Source organism: Corallococcus sp. CA041A (genome assembly GCF_003612075.1).
Classification (GTDB): domain Bacteria; phylum Myxococcota; class Myxococcia; order Myxococcales; family Myxococcaceae; genus Corallococcus; species Corallococcus exiguus.
In genome coordinates, this window is sequence record NZ_RAWF01000061.1 from 23719 (window position 1) to 39409 (window position 15691).

Below are 15691 nucleotides of genomic sequence, written 5' to 3' on the forward strand. Positions count from 1 at the left end.
CAGGGGAGCACGCATGAAGGGAATCATTCTGGCCGGGGGTTCGGGCACGCGCCTGTATCCACTGACGCGCGTGGTGAGCAAGCAGCTGTTGCCCGTCTACGACAAGCCGATGATCTACTACCCGCTGACGACGCTGATGCTGGCGGGCATCCGGGAGATCCTCGTCATCTCCACGCCGCAGGACCTGCCGCGCTTTCGCGAGCTGCTGGGCGACGGAGAGCAGTGGGGCATCCGCCTCCAGTACGCCGAGCAGCCGCGTCCGGAGGGCCTGGCGCAGGCGTTCGTCATCGGCCGCGACTTCGTGGGCAATGACCCCGTGTCGCTCATCCTGGGTGACAACATCTTCTACGGCCACGGCATGGGGGAGCTCACCCAGCGCGCGTCGAAGCGCACGCAGGGCGCCACGGTGTTCGGCTACTACGTGAAGGATCCGGAGCGCTACGGCGTGGTGGAGCTCAACGCCCAGCACAAGGCCGTCAGCATCGAGGAGAAGCCGACGAAGCCCAAGTCGCACTACGCCGTCACCGGCCTGTACTTCTACGACAACCAGGTCATCGACATCGCGGCGAACCTCAAGCCGGGCAAGCGCGGCGAGTATGAAATCACCGACGTCAACGCGGAGTACCTGCGCCGCGGCCAGCTCAACGTGGAGCTGATGGGACGCGGCTACGCGTGGCTGGACACCGGCACGCACGAGTCGCTGATGCAGGCATCCAACTACATCGAGATCATCGAGCGCCGTCAGGGCCTCAAGGTGGCCTGTCCGGAGGAGATCGCCTTCCGCATGGGCTACATCGACGAGCAGCGGCTGACGGCGCTGGCGGAGCCCATGCGCAAGAACGAGTACGGCCAGTACCTGTTGGACCTGGTGGAGAAGCGGGGGGCGGTGTCGTGAAGGTGACCCCGCTGGCGATTCCGGACGTCCTGCTCATCGAGCCGAAGGTGTTCGGCGACGACCGGGGCTTCTTCCTCGAGTCCTTCCACGCGAAGCGCTACGCGGACGTGGGGGTGGTCGGCCCGTTCGTGCAGGACAACCTGTCGCGCTCGGTGAAGGGCACGCTGCGAGGCCTGCACTTCCAGGAGCCGAACGCGCAGGGCAAGCTGGTGCAGTGCCTGGCGGGCGCGGTGTGGGACGTGGCGGTGGACATCCGCAAGGGGTCCCCCACGTTCGGCCGTTGGGTGGCCGCGGAGCTGACGGGCGAGAACAAGCATCAGCTCTGGGTACCGGCGGGCCTGGCGCACGGGTTCTGCGTGGTGAGCGACTCGGCGGACTTCTTCTACAAGTGCACCGCGCTGTACTCCCCGGAGTCCGAGCGGAGCGTGGCCTGGGATGATCCGGACCTGGCCATCCCGTGGCCGGTGAAGCAGCCGCTCTTGTCGGCGAAGGATCAGCGCGCGCCCCGGTTGAAGGACGCGCCCGTGCTGCCCGTTTTCTGACGCGAAGGGCGGCCGGGCAGGCGTGGCGCGGGGGCTTGTCATTCCCCGCCCCCTGCGCGGTGAGCAGGCAGGGGGGCGAGCTGCGTCCCAGCGGAGGAAGCCAGCCGGGGGATGGAATGCCCAATCTCCTCCGAGGAGGAGACGCATGGTCCTGCCCGGCAGGGGAATGAGTTGGAAGGAGTTCTTCAAGTCCCTCAAGGATGAGTGGGGGCGCGACAACGTGGGCAACGTCGCGGGCGCGCTGACGTTCTCCGCCATCATGGCGCTGTTCCCGTTCCTGCTGTTCCTCGTGTCCCTGGCCGGTGTGCTGATTGATCCGCACCAGGCGCAGCAGCTCATCCAGGAGCTGTCGAAGGTGGCGCCCCAGGAGGTGACGAAGATCCTGGGCGAGCGGCTGGAGGCGCTGGCGAGCAGCAATCCGGTGGGGCTCTTGACGATCGGTGGCGTGGGCGCTGTCTGGGCGGCGTCGGGCGGTGTGGTGGCGCTGATGGACGCGCTCAACACGGTCTACGGCGTGACGGAGAAGCGCCCGTTCTGGAAGAAGCGCGGCCTCGCGCTGCTGACGACGCTGGGGACGGCGGTGACGGTGGTGCTGGCGGCCCTCGTCGCCATCGTGACGCCGGCGATCGCGAACCGGCTGGGCGAGCCGTTCACCAGCGTCGTGCTGTGGCTGCGCATGCCGGTGGCGGGCCTGCTGATGATGATGCTGCTGGCGGTGCTGTACTACGTGCTGCCGGACGTGAAGCAGAAGTTCAAGTTCATCACGCCGGGCTCGGTGGTGAGCGTGGTCATCTGGGTGATCGCCTCGTGGGGCTTCTCGAAGTACGTGGCGAACTTCGGCTCGTATGACGTGAACTACGGCGCCATCGGCGGTGTCATCGTGATGCTGCTGTGGATGCAGATCTCCTGCATGGTCGTGCTGCTGGGTGCGGAGATCAACGGCATCCTCGAGCACAAGTCGCCGGACGGGAAGGCTCCGGGTTCGCGTGATCCGGACGCGCCGGGACCGAACGTGACGAAGACGGAGGCGGAGGAGCAGGGCGCGAACCTCCCCGGCGCCACGGACTTCCGTCCCGTTCCGCCCCAGCCGCGGTACGAGAACCGCCCGGTGCCGCTGAGCAAGACGCCGCTGGCCGCCGCGGCGAAGTGGGCCGCGGGCGTGGGCCTGGGCGTGTTCCTGATGCGTCGCAAGTCCACGGCGCGATAGGCCTGTGGGTCAACGGCGGGCGGTCCTCGAAAGGGGGCCGCCCGTTGTCATTTTCACGGCAGCGGTGACGTGACGTAGTCCGTCCCGTCGGAGTGGCAGCCGTGGCAGGTCGAGTGGGCGCGGCCGTAGTAGTTCCGGGTGTAGTCGGGGCCGAAGCCCTCGTAGAAGATCCAGGTGTCCTTGCCGGGGCCTTCCGAGACCTTCACGTCCAGCGCGTGGCCTCGGAGTGTCTTCCCGTCGTCCTCGAAGAGCTCCTTCACCAGGATGCTGCCCACGGGGTGTGTGGCGTTGCCGTCGCGCAGCGAACGCACGACGACGTCGTTGAAGAACACGCGGACCTTGCTGCCGTGGGGCGCGCGCGTGTCGTGGACCGAGGGCTCCGCGAGCCAGGAGGCGTACTCGCCCGAGCGGACGAAGGCGGTGATGCCGGTCTCGGATGTGTCGATGCCCTGGACGACGCCGAGGCCCTCGTCCACGGAGGAGGAGGGGCCGCAGGCAGCGGCGAACAGGACCAGGAGGGGCAGTGCGTGGGCGCGCATGCCCAGGACTACGCCAGGGGCGCGGAGGCGGTTACAGCAGGGCCCGGCTCATTGCGGCGCGTAGTTGTGGCTCAGGTCGAAGACGAGCGTCTTCACGATGGGCGGGATGGAGAGCTCGATGCGGCCCAGGTTCAGGTCGGCGCGGGTGACCTGGTAGGAGAGGCCGCCGAACTCGTCATCGAAGGTGAAGTCGTCGTTGTCGAAGATGGAGATTTCGAGCGGGTAGCGCAGCAGGTTGGACGTGATGACCTGGCAGCCGCCGGAGCGCCATTCGGGGTCCCAGCTCTCGTCCTCCTCGGTGCGGGAGCGCTCGGGAGCGCCGGGACACTTCATCTCCACGACGACGTCCGGAGGAGAGCCGTCGGAGTCCCAGTCCTCGCCCGTATCCGGGTCGACGTCCGCGATGGTGGCGTACCGAGGCTGGATATAGGTGCGCATCACGCCCACGTAGCAGGTGTGCTGGTCGAGCCGGCAGACGCTGCCCTCCGCGCAGGGTTCACAGGCGCTGCCATTGGGGCCGCATTCCGAGTCGCTCCGGAACGAGATGCACTCATTGAACGAGGAGCAGCAGCCGTCCGCGCAGTTCTCCGGGGTGCAGTCGTAGGGACCGCAGGCGGGGAGCCACAGCGCGCACAGCAGGACGAACATCCACCAGCCGATGGCTTTCATGAGCGCGGTGAACGCTACCCGCTTCAGGTCCGTCCGTCCCGAGCGTTGCGAGCGACGGCCTTCTCGTAGGCGGCCTGAAGCTCGCGGAACACCGAGCGGGAAGGGCGCGGCGCGTCCAGGTGCAGGTGGCGCAGCTCCTCCATGAACGCGTTCCAGAGGGGCGGGCCGCCCTTCTCCAACAGCTCCGCGCGCACCGACAGCTCCTCGCTCACCTGCGTGTGCCGGCGGCCCCAGGCACCCATGTGCGCGAGCAGGGGCACCAGTTGGATGGACGCCTCCGTGAGGCTGTAGATGCCTTTCTGCTGGTGGTTCGGATCCGGGCGTCGCGATAGCAGGCCGGACGCGGTCAGGCGCTTCAGCCGGTCCGCGAGGATGTTGGAGGCGATGCCTTCTTCGCTCTGCGAGAGCAGGTCGCCGTAGCTGCGCCGGTTCCCGAACATGACGTCGCGGATGACGATCAGGCTCCAACGGTCGCCAAGCTGTTCGAGCGTCAGGTTGATGGGGCAGCCGGAGCGCCCTGTCTGCGGCATGGCCGTGCTCCTGGGGTTCCTGCTTGCAGTATGCAAGTGGTGCAAATACGGTTCAACCCGTTGTGAAACGCAAGTGGTCGAAAGGAGAGGTCCGACGATGTCGCTCGCGGTCTACGGTCACTATTTCTCTTCGTACACGCAGAAGGTGCTCATCGCGCTGTACGAGAACGGCACGCCCTTCGAGTTTCGAAGCATCAGCCCGGAGACACCGGAGCATTCAGCCGAATGGCTGCGCCGCTGGCCGCTGCGCAAGTTCCCGCTGCTGGTGGACGGCGAGCGTAACGTCGTCGAGACGAGCATCATCATCGAGTACCTCCAGCTGAAGCATCCCGGGCCGGTGCGCCTGTTGCCCGAGGACCCGATGGTCGCGCTGGACGTGCGGTTCCTCGACCGCTTCTTCGACCTGCACGTCATGAACATGGTCCAGCACGCCGTGGACGGGGCGTTGACGGGGGACCCGGTGAAGCGCCAGGACGGGATGAAGATGGCGGTGGAGAAGCTGGAGCGCGCCTACGGTTGGATTGAAGGGCAGCTCGGGGGCAGGACCTGGGCCGCGGGCAACGACTTCACGCTGGCGGACTGTGCGGCAGCGCCGTCGCTGTTCTACGCGGATTGGACGCACCGGATTCCCGAGTCGTGTCCCCAGCTGCGCGCCTATCGCGCGAGGTTGCTCGCGCGTCCGTCGGTGGCACGCGCGGTGGACGGGGGACGGCCGTACCGCCCGCTCTTCCCGCTGGGAGCGCCGGATCGGGATTGAGAGTGGGTCAAGGCCGCGGGGGCGTGGAGGCCGCGGCCATGATGTACCGGGGCAGGAGTTCCTCGCGGAACTTCCGCCAGAGGGCGACGTGGTTGTAGTTGCCCGCGGTGAACAGCACGACGAGGTCCAGCTCGGGGACGACCATCACCAGCTGGCCACCGTTGCCGCTGGCTTCGTACTGTGAATACACGCGGTCGCCGACGCGCAGTTCATGGCGCCACCACGTGTAGCCATAGGTCCGTCCGTCCGGCATCGTCGCCTGGTTCGCGACGGAGCGTTCGACCCAGCGCTGGCTGACCACGCGCTTCCCGTTCCAAGTGCCACCAGAGAGGTAGAGCTGCCCGAGCTTCAGGGCATCGCGAGGGCGCATGTAGATGCCGCCGCCCAGGTACTGCTCGCCGTCGGGCATGAGGTCGACGTGGTAGCCGCGCATCTGGAGGGGCGTGGCGACGTTCTTCGTGAAGAACTCGGGGATCCAGGTGCGGGTGGTGTTGCGGAGGACGCCGCCCAGCAGGTTGATGTTCGCGGAGCAGTACACGGCCTTCCCGTCGCCGGGAGCGCGGACCATGGGGAGGTCCAGCGTGTACTTGTACCAATCCGGCACGGAGTCCTCGAGCCGGTCCTCGTTGCCGGGTGAATCCGGATTGTCGTCGTCACAGGCCAGGCCCGTCGCCATGGTCATCAGGTGCGCGACGGTGAGCTTGCGCTTGCGCGCGTCCAGGTTGGAGAGCTTGCCCTTGTAATCGGGGAACAGTGAGACGACAGGTGTGTCCACGGTGAAGGCCGCACCCTGGTCCATGGCAATGCCAATCAGCAGGGACGCGTAGGACTTGGAGGAGGAGCGCAGGTCGTGGGGCCGCTCCTTGTCGAAGCCCTGGAAGTACTCTTCGACGATGAGCTTCCCGTGGCGCGCGATGAGCAGACCTTGGATGGCGGGCACTGACTCCGGGCTGGGTTCCTGGTCGAGGATGCGCTGCACGAGCTGCTGGAGCGGTTGGACGTCCATGCCGACGTCGGCCGGTGAGGCCGTGGTCCAGCCGTCGTCCTCCGCGAAGGGCTTCTGGTAGGCGTAGGGGCCTGGGGCGGGCGTGCGGGAGTAGAGCCCCACGGCCTGCGACCGGTCCCGGCGGGTGAAGTCGAACGTCGTATCGAAGGGAGGGTAGGGGAGGGACAGCCGACCGGACTGCGCGTCGAACGTGCCTTCGATCTGGGTGGTGCCCGTGGTGGCCGTGAGCCGGACCGTGCGGTCCTGGAGCTCCACGCGGAACAGCATCCGGTTGCCGAAGTTCCGCTCCGGATTGCGGATGAACGCTGTCACGGAGCCATCAGGCTGCTTCTTGACGACGAGGTACAGCGAAAACCGGTCCTCCAGCGGCGTCACGGTGCCGCGCCAGACACCCGGCTGAAGTGTTCGCAGTTCCACCGGACTGGCGAACTTCATTCCGCTCAAGAGCACGCGCGGCTGGATCCAGTGACCGGTGATGCTCTGCCCGTTCTCAGCCAACGTCGCTCGGAGTTCGCCTCCTGGGAAGACGACGGACACCTTCAGACTCTGAACCCGGGCAGGAACATCGAATCCGGCGATGCGCGCGCGCCAGGTGTTCCCTTCCCGAACCAGCGTCAGTTCGCCTCGGACTTGAGGACCCAGGACGCGCTCACTGCCCCAGCTGCCCACCAATTGCTCGGCTGGAATGGAAACAGCGCCGACATGGACAGGGAGCAGCGCCAGCAGAAGCCCAAGGAAGCGGTAGCGGGTCATGGTCTGCTATTCATACGTCTCGTGACATCCCATGTCGGCAAATACCAGCGCATCCGCCTGCTCACCGAAGGCATCATCGAGGATCATCTGGCCAAGACCGCGGGCCCGCAGGGCGTCGATAAGACGCTGGTGCTCCAGTGCCTCCGCTCGGACATGGCCGAGCAGGTGGATTTCCCGGAGATGTTCCTCGACACGGCGAGGGACGCCGCCCAGCTCACGCACCCGCACCTCGCGAAGGTCTTCGACGTCGGTGAGGCGGACGGCACGTACTTCCTCGCCAGGGAGCACATCGATGGGCCTGGTCTGCGCAGGGTGATCAAGCACGTGGCGGCCGAGCGGATGACCCTGCCGGCGACCCTGTGCGCGCGCATCATCTCGCAAGCCTGCGAGGGGCTCGCCTATGCCCACGACCTCACCGACCCTGAGACGAACCAGCCGCTGCGGCTCATCCACCGCTGCGTCCGGCCGTACAACATCCTCCTGTCGCGCCAGGGGATGGCCAAGGTGGTGGACTTCGGCATCGACCACTTCCGGGTCCGGTGGGCCCCCCAGCACCACATCCCCGACATGAGCAAGTACCGGTACATGGCGCCCGAAGAGATCATGGGCGTGTCGGTGGACCGGCGGGTGGACGTCTACGCGCTGGGTCTGGTGCTCTACGAACTGCTCACCACGCGCAGGCCCTTTGAATCCACGTCCGACTGGGACTTGTTTCGGGCCGTCGTATCCGAGCCCATCGTGCCCGCCGAGCAGCACCGGCCGGACCTGCCCGATGCCCTTCGAGCCATCCTCGCTCGGGCGCTCGCGAAGGATCTCGATGAGCGCTATCCGGACTGCCACGCGTTCCGGAAGGACCTGGAGGATTTCATCCGCTCGGTGGGTGAGCCCGTGACCCCGCGGCAGTTGGCCCAGCTCGTCCAGCAGGTCTCTCCGAGCGACGACCCGACCGTCATCGCCCCGGCTCCGGACGGTCCGGAGAGCCAGGCCCGGCCCCGCGTGGGACGAGGCTGGATCCTCTTGGCGGCAGTCGGCCTGGCGGTCCTGCTCGGAGGCGGCGCCCTGCTCTGGAAGATGGGCGCCGCGCCAGAACCCGGGAAGGTTCGCGCTACTCCACCGTGAGCAGGAGCTGGGCAGATGCTGGATGGCCCGTCACCGCGAGGACGCGAGACTCCTCTTGGGTCTGCCACTGCCACTCTTTGCCCTGCGACTGCCAGGAGCATGGCTCGACGGTGATGGTCAGCGGTCCTGAGCCCTCGCCCCGGGGCTTGAAGCTCACCTCCAGCTCCGCGGTGGCCCCTCCCTCCAGACCGGCGGTAACGCCCACAACGTTCACGCGGTGCTCCTCCACCATCGGGAGCGGCTGGCCGCGATACCGCACGCTCACGTCCACCACGCGAGCGCCGACGAGCACCCCGGACACCCGGACCCGCACCGCCTCGCACGCGGTCCCGTCATTGCGAACCACCGCCCGCCATGTCTCGGTCACGGGCGCGGACACGGTCAGCGGCGCAGAGGTGTGCTCGGTCCAGTGGATCGCGGGCGTTTTGTAGCCCACGTGCATGAGCGGCGAGCCCGGGCTCACCGGACGGTTCGAGGCGTTGAGGCGCAAGGGGTGTCCGGGCTCGGCGGTGAGCAGGAAGAGCGCGTCACTGTCCTCGGGGCCCACCCACCACCGGTCAGGCCCCGCGGGTGTCACGGACACGAAGTGGGGCCACTCCCCCACGAGCGTCTCGAGCACCTGGAGCCCGGGCAGGGACACCAGGAGGATCTTGTCCTGGACGAAGAGGAGCGCCCGGTCCGCGTCGAGGACGCACACCCCGGCACCGCCCCAGGTCAGTTCATCATCCTCATCGTCCTCATCATCCTGAGCCGGGATGGAGCCGAGCAGGGTGCCGTCGAGCGCGAAGTGAAGGAGCACCGTCTGCCGGTAGTTGATGACGAGCAGGAGAAGCACGCCGTGGGGAGTGGCCAGGACACGCCAGATGTCCTGCTCATGGCCCGGCTCCAACTGGAGCGCACCCTCTGGCTGAGCCGCCCCCGGGCGGAGTACGCAGACGCGGCCCCGGCCCTTCTCCACGACGGTGATGCCAAAGGGGCTCGTGTCGAGGAACGCTCCATCGGGGGACTGACGGTGGGGGCGCCCCTCGCTATATCCGTACCCGTGGCGGGCGGGCACGGGCTTGGGCAAGGTCATGGGCTCCCATCGCTGCCCGGACCCATCGGTCGTGAAGAGGGTGGTCAGCTTGAGGGAGCCGTCCACCACCGTTCCGATGAGCCGGTCCCTATCGGTGGTGAGATCGAAGCACTCCCGCGGAAAGGCCTGGACGGGAGCGCTCGCGCCGTCCCCCACGGAGAAGACACGCCGATCCCCGCACCCCACCCAGACGCCCGTCGCCTCGTCGAGCGCGGCGAGCACCACGGGCGCGGACGGAGGATTCGGCACGTCTCCACTGGCCTCCCGGCGCACGCCTTCGGCTCCGTGGAAGACGATGAGCCGATGCGGCCTGAGATCGAACAGCCACTGTCCACGGGCCAGAAGACGACGTCTCGGGTACATGGCCCTGCATCATACCCACTGACGCCCACCACAGTTCGATGGGATTGAGGTCGGGACTGTGGATGGCCCCGCGGTGCGTCTTGCCCTGGGTGCCATCCAACGCCAAGCAATCTTCGCCAGGCTGTCGTAGGCCAGTAGCCCCTGGTGTCAGAACCCGTGGAAGCGGATGGCAAATGGCGGTCGCTTTCAACGCGCTCCATTGGACGGGTATAGTGGTCGCGCTTTTGCGAGCCAGGAGGACTGATGCTGATCACGGAAGTGAAACTTCCTGAGGACTACGAAGGGAAAGGCATGGGCCGGACGAATATGAACCGGCTGGGATCCGTAGTTGTGCTTGCAGGACCCAATGGGGGTGGAAAGTCACGGCTGCTGCAGTCTATTTTCAGGGCAGTTGTGAACCAGCCTACGCCGATGCAGTTAAGTGATCTTCAGGATCAGGTGCGGGGACAGCGGAAACAACTGGAGCAATTGCGCAGCGCCCGCATGGCCATGAGTAGAGAAGACAATTTCGTGCAGATACAGCATCAAATTCAGGGCGTTGAACAATGGCTTCAGGTGTACGAAGACACCATGGCGCTCGCGGGCATGATCGCGCTCAAGCACTCAAGGGATGACAGGCCTGTATATTATTATGTGCCTCGGCCAGTTGAACTTGTGGATCCATCCACCAAGATTCGAAGGGACGCGCTCGCAGCGGCAGAGGAGGTGAGAAATGGTGTTGGCTTTGAATCCCTGAAAGACGGCTGCCTTGCGTACATTGGCAACGTGCAGGATCGCTGGTTCCAAGCCACCCACCCACAGGTAACGATAAAAGAATCCGAAAAGGCAAAGGCCGTTGAGGATTATCAGCGCCTGTGTGATGACATCAAGAATCTTCTGGGAGCACAGCTCGACCGGAGCCTTGATGGTGCCCCTACGCTCTGGGGCCGCGCTATCCCAACAGCTGGTTTGTCTGAGGGTCAGCGGCTTTTACTGCAGCTGTCTGTTGCATTGCATGCGCAGGGCATGCGATTGAGCGAAGCTGTCCTTCTGTTGGATGAGCCTGAGACTCACCTGCATCCTGCGGCAGTGGTTGACGTACTCGAAACGCTCCGCAAGGCGACACCTGACGGACAGCTTTGGATTGCGACTCACTCATTGTCCATACTTGCTTGGGCGCCAACCGATTCCCTATGGTTCGTCCGCGGAGGCCATGCGAAGTGGGTTGGCCGAGAACCAGAACTTGTGCTCACCGGCTTGCTTGGAGATGAGCAAGGTCGCGAGCGCCTGGAGGCATTTCTCCAGCTGCCTGCGCAGCTCGCAAGCAACCGTTTTGCAGCAGACTGCCTGCTCCCTCCAACCGTTGTCATGACTGATGGCGACGACCCCCAGCTTCAGCAGATCCGCAACGCAATCCATGCATTCCGTCGTCCCTCCCAGCCGCTCCGGCTACTTGATTTCGGCGCAGGGAAGGGACGGTTGCTGGCGGCACTGCGCGAAGCTCACGATGATGGCCGGCCGTTCACCGAGGTTGTTGATTATCGTGCTCTTGATGCATCTGTGAATGACCGCGATCACTGCATTGCGTTGATCAATGCAACATACGGCATGGGGGCGTCGGCCGTGCGGCACTTCAGGGGAGATGCTGACTTGGAGTCCCAGCTCGATGTCGAGAGTATCGATGTGGCGATCATGTGCAATGTCCTGCACGAAGTTCCGCCAAGTCAGTGGCTTTCAGTGCTCGGTCCCAAATCGGCGCTTGCTCGACGCATGCGCCCCAGCGGATTTCTGCTCATCGTCGAGGACATGCACATTCCTGTCGGGGAAAAGGCCCATAGTCATGGTTTCCTCCTGCTGGATACGTATCCCCTGAAGGGCTTATTCGGTTGGCGCGAAGCCGATCCCGCCATTCAGTTGGTTGCTGAGCGAGATGGACGCTTGAAGGCATGGCTGGTGCCGGCATCGCTGCTAAAGCGAGTCAGCCCTGAAACCCGCAGCGACGCGTTGCTGCGCCTGCAAACGTATGCGCGTAAGGAGCTGCAGGCTTTGCGACAGCAGCCTCCGAGTTTCCGCAATGGTCAGCTCCATGGTCTGTGGACCCAACTTTTCGCCAATGCGAGTCTCGCTATCGACGATTTCGGGGGACGGATCGAACACGGCTAATTCGGCCAGCGCCGCGATGGACTCCAGGTCCAGGTGGTTCGTCGGCTCGTCGAGGATCATCGACAGCCGGTCGGTGATGGACGCTGAGTTTATCCATCACAATCACGTCGTGAGGCTTGAGGATGGGTGGCAGTCCATCCATCGCAGTGAGGGTTTAGAAGAAGTGACCTGCCGACCGTGGGCGACGCGCCTGGATCCCCAAGAATGAGGGAAAAGCTCGTGCGTATCGCACGCGTCGGCCGCCATCACGGGCTCTGTGAGCGGGTGGCCATGGGCCTCTACGCTGCGGGTGACCACCAGTCGGAAGTGTCCGGTGCAGACGCCACTTGAGCCTCCAGCGCTTCGACGGAGGCCGGATGTCTTCCTTCTGTCTTACGAAGGACTTCAGCGAGTGCTACCATCCGATTCCACTCCCGCTCGTCAAACGTATGGCTGCGGATGACGCTTGGGATGGGTGCGTCGTTCTCCTCAAGCCCCCAGCGCGCTCGCTCTCGCTCCAGTTGGGTCCCCCTCAGCAGCATGAGTGGAAACGCCTTGAGCACGGGCACTTGCCGCCGGAGACAGAAATCAATCGTCTGCCGGAATGAAGCCAACGTCTGCTCGGGCAGTCCGAAAATGATGGAGACCTCGAATGGAGTGCTGCGCGCATGGAGCTTGCGGATTCCTTCCACCACCTTCTCAAGATGATTCACTCGCTCTACAGCTCGTGCTTCCTTCTCATGGATGGTCTGGAGTCCAAACTCAAGCCGAACATCGAGCCCTTCGCAAGCGTGGAGGAACTCGTCATCCAGCGTCGAGAAGTGGCACTGCAAAGACAGTCGCCCGCGATAGCCAAGCCTTCGAAACGTTCGTAGCACCGTCAGTGCGTGGTCGCCGAGGTTGAAGAGCGGGTCCAATACGGCGATGTCATCCACTCCTGAGCGCACGAACAGTTCAATTTCTTTCTCAAGGCGTGCCATGGGGAGGTCACGCCGCCGCAACCGGCTGCCAGCCTCTCGGTGCTGGCAGAACGAGCAGCGGAAAGGACATCCACGCTGCGTTTCCCATCGGATGAACCGTTGCTCCACTGAAAGTTCGATCACGTTGCAGAGGAAGGGGGATGCGAGGGACTCCAGTTTTGCCTGTGCCTGGAGACCGACGTCCACCTCTCCAGCCCAGTGGATGCCTGGAAACCGGATGCGCTCGGGCGTGGCAACAAGTGCCACCATGGCCTCTTCGCCATACCCCCGAACGAATCCATCTGCTTCGGGGTAGAGTTGTTCAAGGCCGGTCCCCGCGTAGGAGATCTGTGGCCCTCCGAGGATGATGCGGCCCTCGAATCCGCTCCGTCGAAGTGTCCCCAGTAGCCTCTTCACCACCCGGTCATTCCAAACGTAGACACCAAGGCCCAGGTCCACGTCCCGGGATTCAATCCCCTGGATGCATTCGAGAATGCTCCACAGGATGCGCTCCTCATTGAAGTCGGAGCGATTGATGGCAAAGGAGAAGGCCCGCACGTCGACGTTCGCGTTTCGCAGTGCCGCGACGATGGAGGCGTGCCCTAGCGGAAGGCGGGGATCCTTGTCTCGAGTCCAGTCGATCGAGACCAGGATGACCCGCCTCGCCTGGGGTGGGGCAGGAATGATCTTGGAAATCAGCGTGGACATGCGCCCCCCGGATGCGGTCCGCGTGGAATGGTCCGCGGTGCCGACGACTCCCATTGTCTCCCAGACGGCCGGGGCCCCGGGAGATTCAATTCCGGAGGAGGACTATGGGTTGACGGTCGCCTTGATGTGTACGACCATTCCTTTCATTAAGTTGTATTTGTTGAGGACGACAAACATATACTTCCCTGCAGGGACATCGTGAGTGTTCGTCGCGCTGGAGACTTGCAGTCCTTGGAACGCAGGGAAGTGGCGGAACTCCTTGGCGGCTTGCATCTTCTCCAGGTTGTCCTCGGTCATGAGGTAGACATCGAAGCCCTTGTCGGTGTTCTTGACGCCCTTGACCTCGAGCTTGAGCGTGGCGCTTCGATTCAGTGTGAAGCCCCGGGTTTGCATGCTGCGTGAGGGGATCGCGACTTCCTCATCGAAGATGACCTCGGTCTTCGAGAATAGACCACTGGCATGTGCCTTGGGCGCCAGCGTCACGCTGGTGAAGGCGACAGCGACGGAAAGGCAGAGCACGGCGGACGCTGACTTCAGCATTCGGTGAATCCTCTTCTCCAGGGTGGAGGAGGAGCGTTCTTACTGATCTTGCTCCGCCTGGGCATCCCCCGGAAGAGGGATGGACACGCGCACGAAAACGCCGCCTCGCTTCCGGAGGACCGGAAACGGGCGGCGTTCGCACTGCCTCGGACTTCTGTGCTGACTACCGGCGCTTCAACGCCGCGTCCGCGTGCTTCTCCCTGAACTCCGAATACGGGCCGTTGAAGTCGAGCACTTCCTTGCCCGCCTCCAGGCTCCAGATGCGGGTCGCGACCTCGGAGATGAGCTCCTGGTCGTGCGTCACGCAGATGACCGTGCCGTCGAACTTCGACAGGCCTTCCGCCAGCGCCGCGATGGACTCCAGGTCCAGGTGGTTCGTCGGCTCGTCGAGGATCAGCACGTTGTCCTGCGTGATCATCAGCTTGGACAACAGCACTCGCACCGTCTCACCACCGGAGAGCGTGTCCGTCGCCTTCATCCGCTCCTCACCCGAGAAGAGCATCCGGCCCAACACGCCCGAAATCTCCTCGTTCGTCAGCTTCTCGCTGATCTCCCGCAGGTAGCCGAAGCACGTCGTCCCCTTGTGGATGACGCCGTGGTGGTCCTGCGGCAGGTAGCCCACCGTCGCCTGGTGGCCCCAGGTGATGGTCCCCGCGTCCGGCTCCAGCTGGTTGGCCAGCATCTTCACCAGCGTGGACTTACCCACGGCGTTGCGGCCAATCACGCAGATGCGCTCGCCCTTGCAGACCAGGCCCGTGAACGGCTTGATGACCGGCACCCCGTCGAAGGACTTCTTCAGGCCCTCGAACATCAGCGTCTGACGACCGCTGATCACCTTCTGGTCGAACCGGATGAACGGCCGCGCGATGTTCGAGCGCTTCAGGTCCTCCGTCTTCAGCTTGTCGATCTGCTTGATGCGGCTCTGCACCTGCGACGCTCGCGTACCGGCGTGGAAGCGCGCCACGAAGTCCTGCAGCTGCGCGATCTTCTTCTTCTTCTCTTCCGTCTCGGACTCGACCCGGGTGCGCAGCTGCGACTTCTGCCGGACCATGTCGTCGTAACCACCCGTGTACTGGATGATGGTCTCGTAATCGATGTCCGCGATGTGCGTGCAGATGGAGTTCAGGAAGTGCCGGTCGTGGCTGATGGTGATCAGCACGCCCTCGTACACATGGAGGAAGTTCTCCAACCAGCGGATGGAGTCGATATCCAGGTTGTTCGTGGGCTCGTCGAGCAGCAGCCCTTCCGGCTTGCCGAACAGCGCCTGCGCGAGCAGCACTCGCAGCTTCAGGCCGCCCGTCAGCTGGCGCATGGGCTCTTCGTGGAAGGACTCCTCGATGCCCAGACCGGCCAGCAGCGTGGCCGCGTCGCTCTCCGCGGAGTAGCCGTCCTCTTCCGCGATGACGCCTTCCAGCTCACCCAGCCGGTTGCCGTCCTCCTCGGTGATGTCGGCCTTGGCCAGGAGCTTGTTCTTCTCGTCCATCGCCGCCCACAGGTGGCGGTTGCCCATCAGCACCACGTCGATGACGCGGTCGCTCTCGTAGCGGAAGTGGTCCTGGCGCAGGATGCCCAGCTTCCGCGGGCGGATGATGTCGCCCATGTCCTGCTCCTCGTCTCCCGCGAGGATCTTCATGAACGTGGACTTGCCGGCCCCGTTCGGACCGGTCAGGCCGTAGCGGCGGCCCGGCGAGAAGGCGACGTTGACCTCCTCGAACAGCTTCTTGGGCCCATAGGCCTTGGAGACGTTGATGACGTTGAACATGGCGGCGGCTTGTAACGGAAATGGCGCGGCGACCCAAGACGCGCGGTAAATCGAAGCCCGGCGGCGTACCGGAGGACCCAATGTAACCGCCGGACCGCCCCGGAAATGCCGCCTTCCCACCGGGTTTCCATCCCCCCAGCCACCCC

At 64.6% G+C, this 15691-nt stretch carries 14 protein-coding genes; 6 read left to right on the top strand and 8 right to left on the bottom strand.

Features of this window, described 5'->3' with window-relative positions; genetic code table 11:
* Positions 1-13 precede the first annotated feature (13 nt).
* The 3 genes from rfbA to D7V77_RS13455 all read left to right on the top strand — a co-directional run bounded on the left by rfbA (position 14) and on the right by D7V77_RS13455 (position 2644).
* Positions 14-895: a glucose-1-phosphate thymidylyltransferase RfbA gene (gene rfbA, locus D7V77_RS13445; protein ID WP_120576678.1), complete on the top strand. Its 882-nt coding sequence runs from the start codon at positions 14-16 to the stop codon at positions 893-895.
* Positions 892-1437 (top strand): dTDP-4-dehydrorhamnose 3,5-epimerase, encoded by a 546-nt coding sequence (rfbC, locus tag D7V77_RS13450; protein ID WP_120576679.1) that lies wholly within the window; start codon positions 892-894, stop codon positions 1435-1437. Before rfbA ends, rfbC begins: the two co-directional genes overlap by 4 nt.
* A 145-nt stretch (positions 1438-1582) precedes the next feature.
* The gene (locus D7V77_RS13455; protein WP_120576680.1) at positions 1583-2644 is read left to right on the top strand and encodes a YihY/virulence factor BrkB family protein; all 1062 of its coding nucleotides are present in this window, start codon (positions 1583-1585) and stop codon (positions 2642-2644) included.
* Between the two features lie 53 nt (positions 2645-2697).
* Here D7V77_RS13455 and D7V77_RS13460 read toward each other — a convergent pair whose 3' ends face one another.
* Genes D7V77_RS13460 through D7V77_RS13470 form a run of 3 tightly spaced genes read right to left on the bottom strand, consistent with a single transcriptional unit; the run spans position 2698 to position 4382 of the window.
* A complete protein-coding gene (locus D7V77_RS13460; RefSeq protein WP_120576681.1) occupies positions 2698-3183 on the bottom strand; it encodes a hypothetical protein in 486 nt (161 codons plus the stop codon).
* A 48-nt stretch (positions 3184-3231) separates the two neighbouring features.
* Entirely contained in the window at positions 3232-3852 is a 621-nt protein-coding gene (locus tag D7V77_RS13465) for a hypothetical protein (RefSeq protein WP_147452062.1), read from the bottom strand.
* A gap of 23 nt (positions 3853-3875) precedes the next feature.
* Positions 3876-4382 (bottom strand): helix-turn-helix domain-containing protein, encoded by a 507-nt coding sequence (locus tag D7V77_RS13470; RefSeq protein WP_120576683.1) that lies wholly within the window; start codon positions 4380-4382, stop codon positions 3876-3878.
* 97 nt (positions 4383-4479) lie between these two features.
* On the opposite strand from D7V77_RS13470, the gene D7V77_RS13475 reads away from it, so the two are divergent.
* Complete coding sequence (locus tag D7V77_RS13475) at positions 4480-5139, top strand: glutathione S-transferase family protein (protein ID WP_120576684.1); 660 nt, start codon at positions 4480-4482, stop codon at positions 5137-5139.
* Positions 5140-5146: 7 nt separating this feature from the next.
* On the opposite strand, the gene D7V77_RS13480 is transcribed toward D7V77_RS13475, so the two are convergent.
* Positions 5147-6682 (bottom strand): serine hydrolase, encoded by a 1536-nt coding sequence (locus tag D7V77_RS13480; protein WP_233596967.1) that lies wholly within the window; start codon positions 6680-6682, stop codon positions 5147-5149.
* Positions 6683-6919: 237 nt separating this feature from the next.
* On the opposite strand from D7V77_RS13480, the gene D7V77_RS13485 reads away from it, so the two are divergent.
* Positions 6920-8017 carry a serine/threonine-protein kinase gene (locus D7V77_RS13485; RefSeq protein WP_158624397.1) on the top strand — a complete coding sequence of 366 codons (1098 nt, stop codon included), beginning with the start codon at positions 6920-6922 and terminating at the stop codon, positions 8015-8017.
* Here the strand turns inward: D7V77_RS13485 and D7V77_RS13490 are convergent.
* Positions 8004-9455: a hypothetical protein gene (locus D7V77_RS13490; protein ID WP_126934004.1), complete on the bottom strand. Its 1452-nt coding sequence runs from the start codon at positions 9453-9455 to the stop codon at positions 8004-8006. The two genes, D7V77_RS13485 and D7V77_RS13490, sit on opposite strands and share 14 nt — an antisense overlap.
* A 243-nt stretch (positions 9456-9698) precedes the next feature.
* Between D7V77_RS13490 and D7V77_RS13495 the strand changes: the two genes are divergently transcribed.
* Entirely contained in the window at positions 9699-11597 is a 1899-nt protein-coding gene (locus D7V77_RS13495) for an AAA family ATPase (protein WP_120576687.1), read from the top strand.
* Positions 11598-11875: 278 nt separating this feature from the next.
* Here D7V77_RS13495 and D7V77_RS13505 read toward each other — a convergent pair whose 3' ends face one another.
* The 3 genes from D7V77_RS13505 to D7V77_RS13515 form a co-directional block, all read right to left on the bottom strand.
* Positions 11876-13243 carry a radical SAM protein gene (locus D7V77_RS13505; protein WP_120576693.1) on the bottom strand — a complete coding sequence of 456 codons (1368 nt, stop codon included), beginning with the start codon at positions 13241-13243 and terminating at the stop codon, positions 11876-11878.
* Positions 13244-13345: 102 nt separating this feature from the next.
* Positions 13346-13783: a hypothetical protein gene (locus D7V77_RS13510; RefSeq protein ID WP_120576689.1), complete on the bottom strand. Its 438-nt coding sequence runs from the start codon at positions 13781-13783 to the stop codon at positions 13346-13348.
* Positions 13784-13946: 163 nt separating this feature from the next.
* On the bottom strand, positions 13947-15545 hold the full coding sequence (locus D7V77_RS13515) for an ABC-F family ATP-binding cassette domain-containing protein (RefSeq protein WP_120576690.1): 1599 nt from the start codon (positions 15543-15545) through the stop codon (positions 13947-13949).
* Between the last annotated feature and the right edge of the window lie 146 nt (positions 15546-15691).

What these genes read in the sequence shown, in the direction of transcription:
- rfbA (WP_120576678.1), top strand. Translation starts at nt 14, where the DNA reads ATGAAGGGAATCATTCTGGCCGGGGGTTCGGGCACGCGCCTGTATCCA.
- D7V77_RS13490 (WP_126934004.1), bottom strand. Translation starts at nt 9,455, where the DNA reads ATGTACCCGAGACGTCGTCTTCTGGCCCGTGGACAGTGGCTGTTCGAT.
- D7V77_RS13510 (WP_120576689.1), bottom strand. Translation starts at nt 13,783, where the DNA reads ATGCTGAAGTCAGCGTCCGCCGTGCTCTGCCTTTCCGTCGCTGTCGCC.
- D7V77_RS13475 (WP_120576684.1), top strand. Translation starts at nt 4,480, where the DNA reads ATGTCGCTCGCGGTCTACGGTCACTATTTCTCTTCGTACACGCAGAAG.
- D7V77_RS13505 (WP_120576693.1), bottom strand. Translation starts at nt 13,243, where the DNA reads ATGTCCACGCTGATTTCCAAGATCATTCCTGCCCCACCCCAGGCGAGG.
- D7V77_RS13495 (WP_120576687.1), top strand. Translation starts at nt 9,699, where the DNA reads ATGCTGATCACGGAAGTGAAACTTCCTGAGGACTACGAAGGGAAAGGC.
- D7V77_RS13470 (WP_120576683.1), bottom strand. Translation starts at nt 4,382, where the DNA reads ATGCCGCAGACAGGGCGCTCCGGCTGCCCCATCAACCTGACGCTCGAA.
- D7V77_RS13455 (WP_120576680.1), top strand. Translation starts at nt 1,583, where the DNA reads ATGGTCCTGCCCGGCAGGGGAATGAGTTGGAAGGAGTTCTTCAAGTCC.
- D7V77_RS13515 (WP_120576690.1), bottom strand. Translation starts at nt 15,545, where the DNA reads ATGTTCAACGTCATCAACGTCTCCAAGGCCTATGGGCCCAAGAAGCTG.
- D7V77_RS13465 (WP_147452062.1), bottom strand. Translation starts at nt 3,852, where the DNA reads ATGAAAGCCATCGGCTGGTGGATGTTCGTCCTGCTGTGCGCGCTGTGG.
- D7V77_RS13460 (WP_120576681.1), bottom strand. Translation starts at nt 3,183, where the DNA reads ATGCGCGCCCACGCACTGCCCCTCCTGGTCCTGTTCGCCGCTGCCTGC.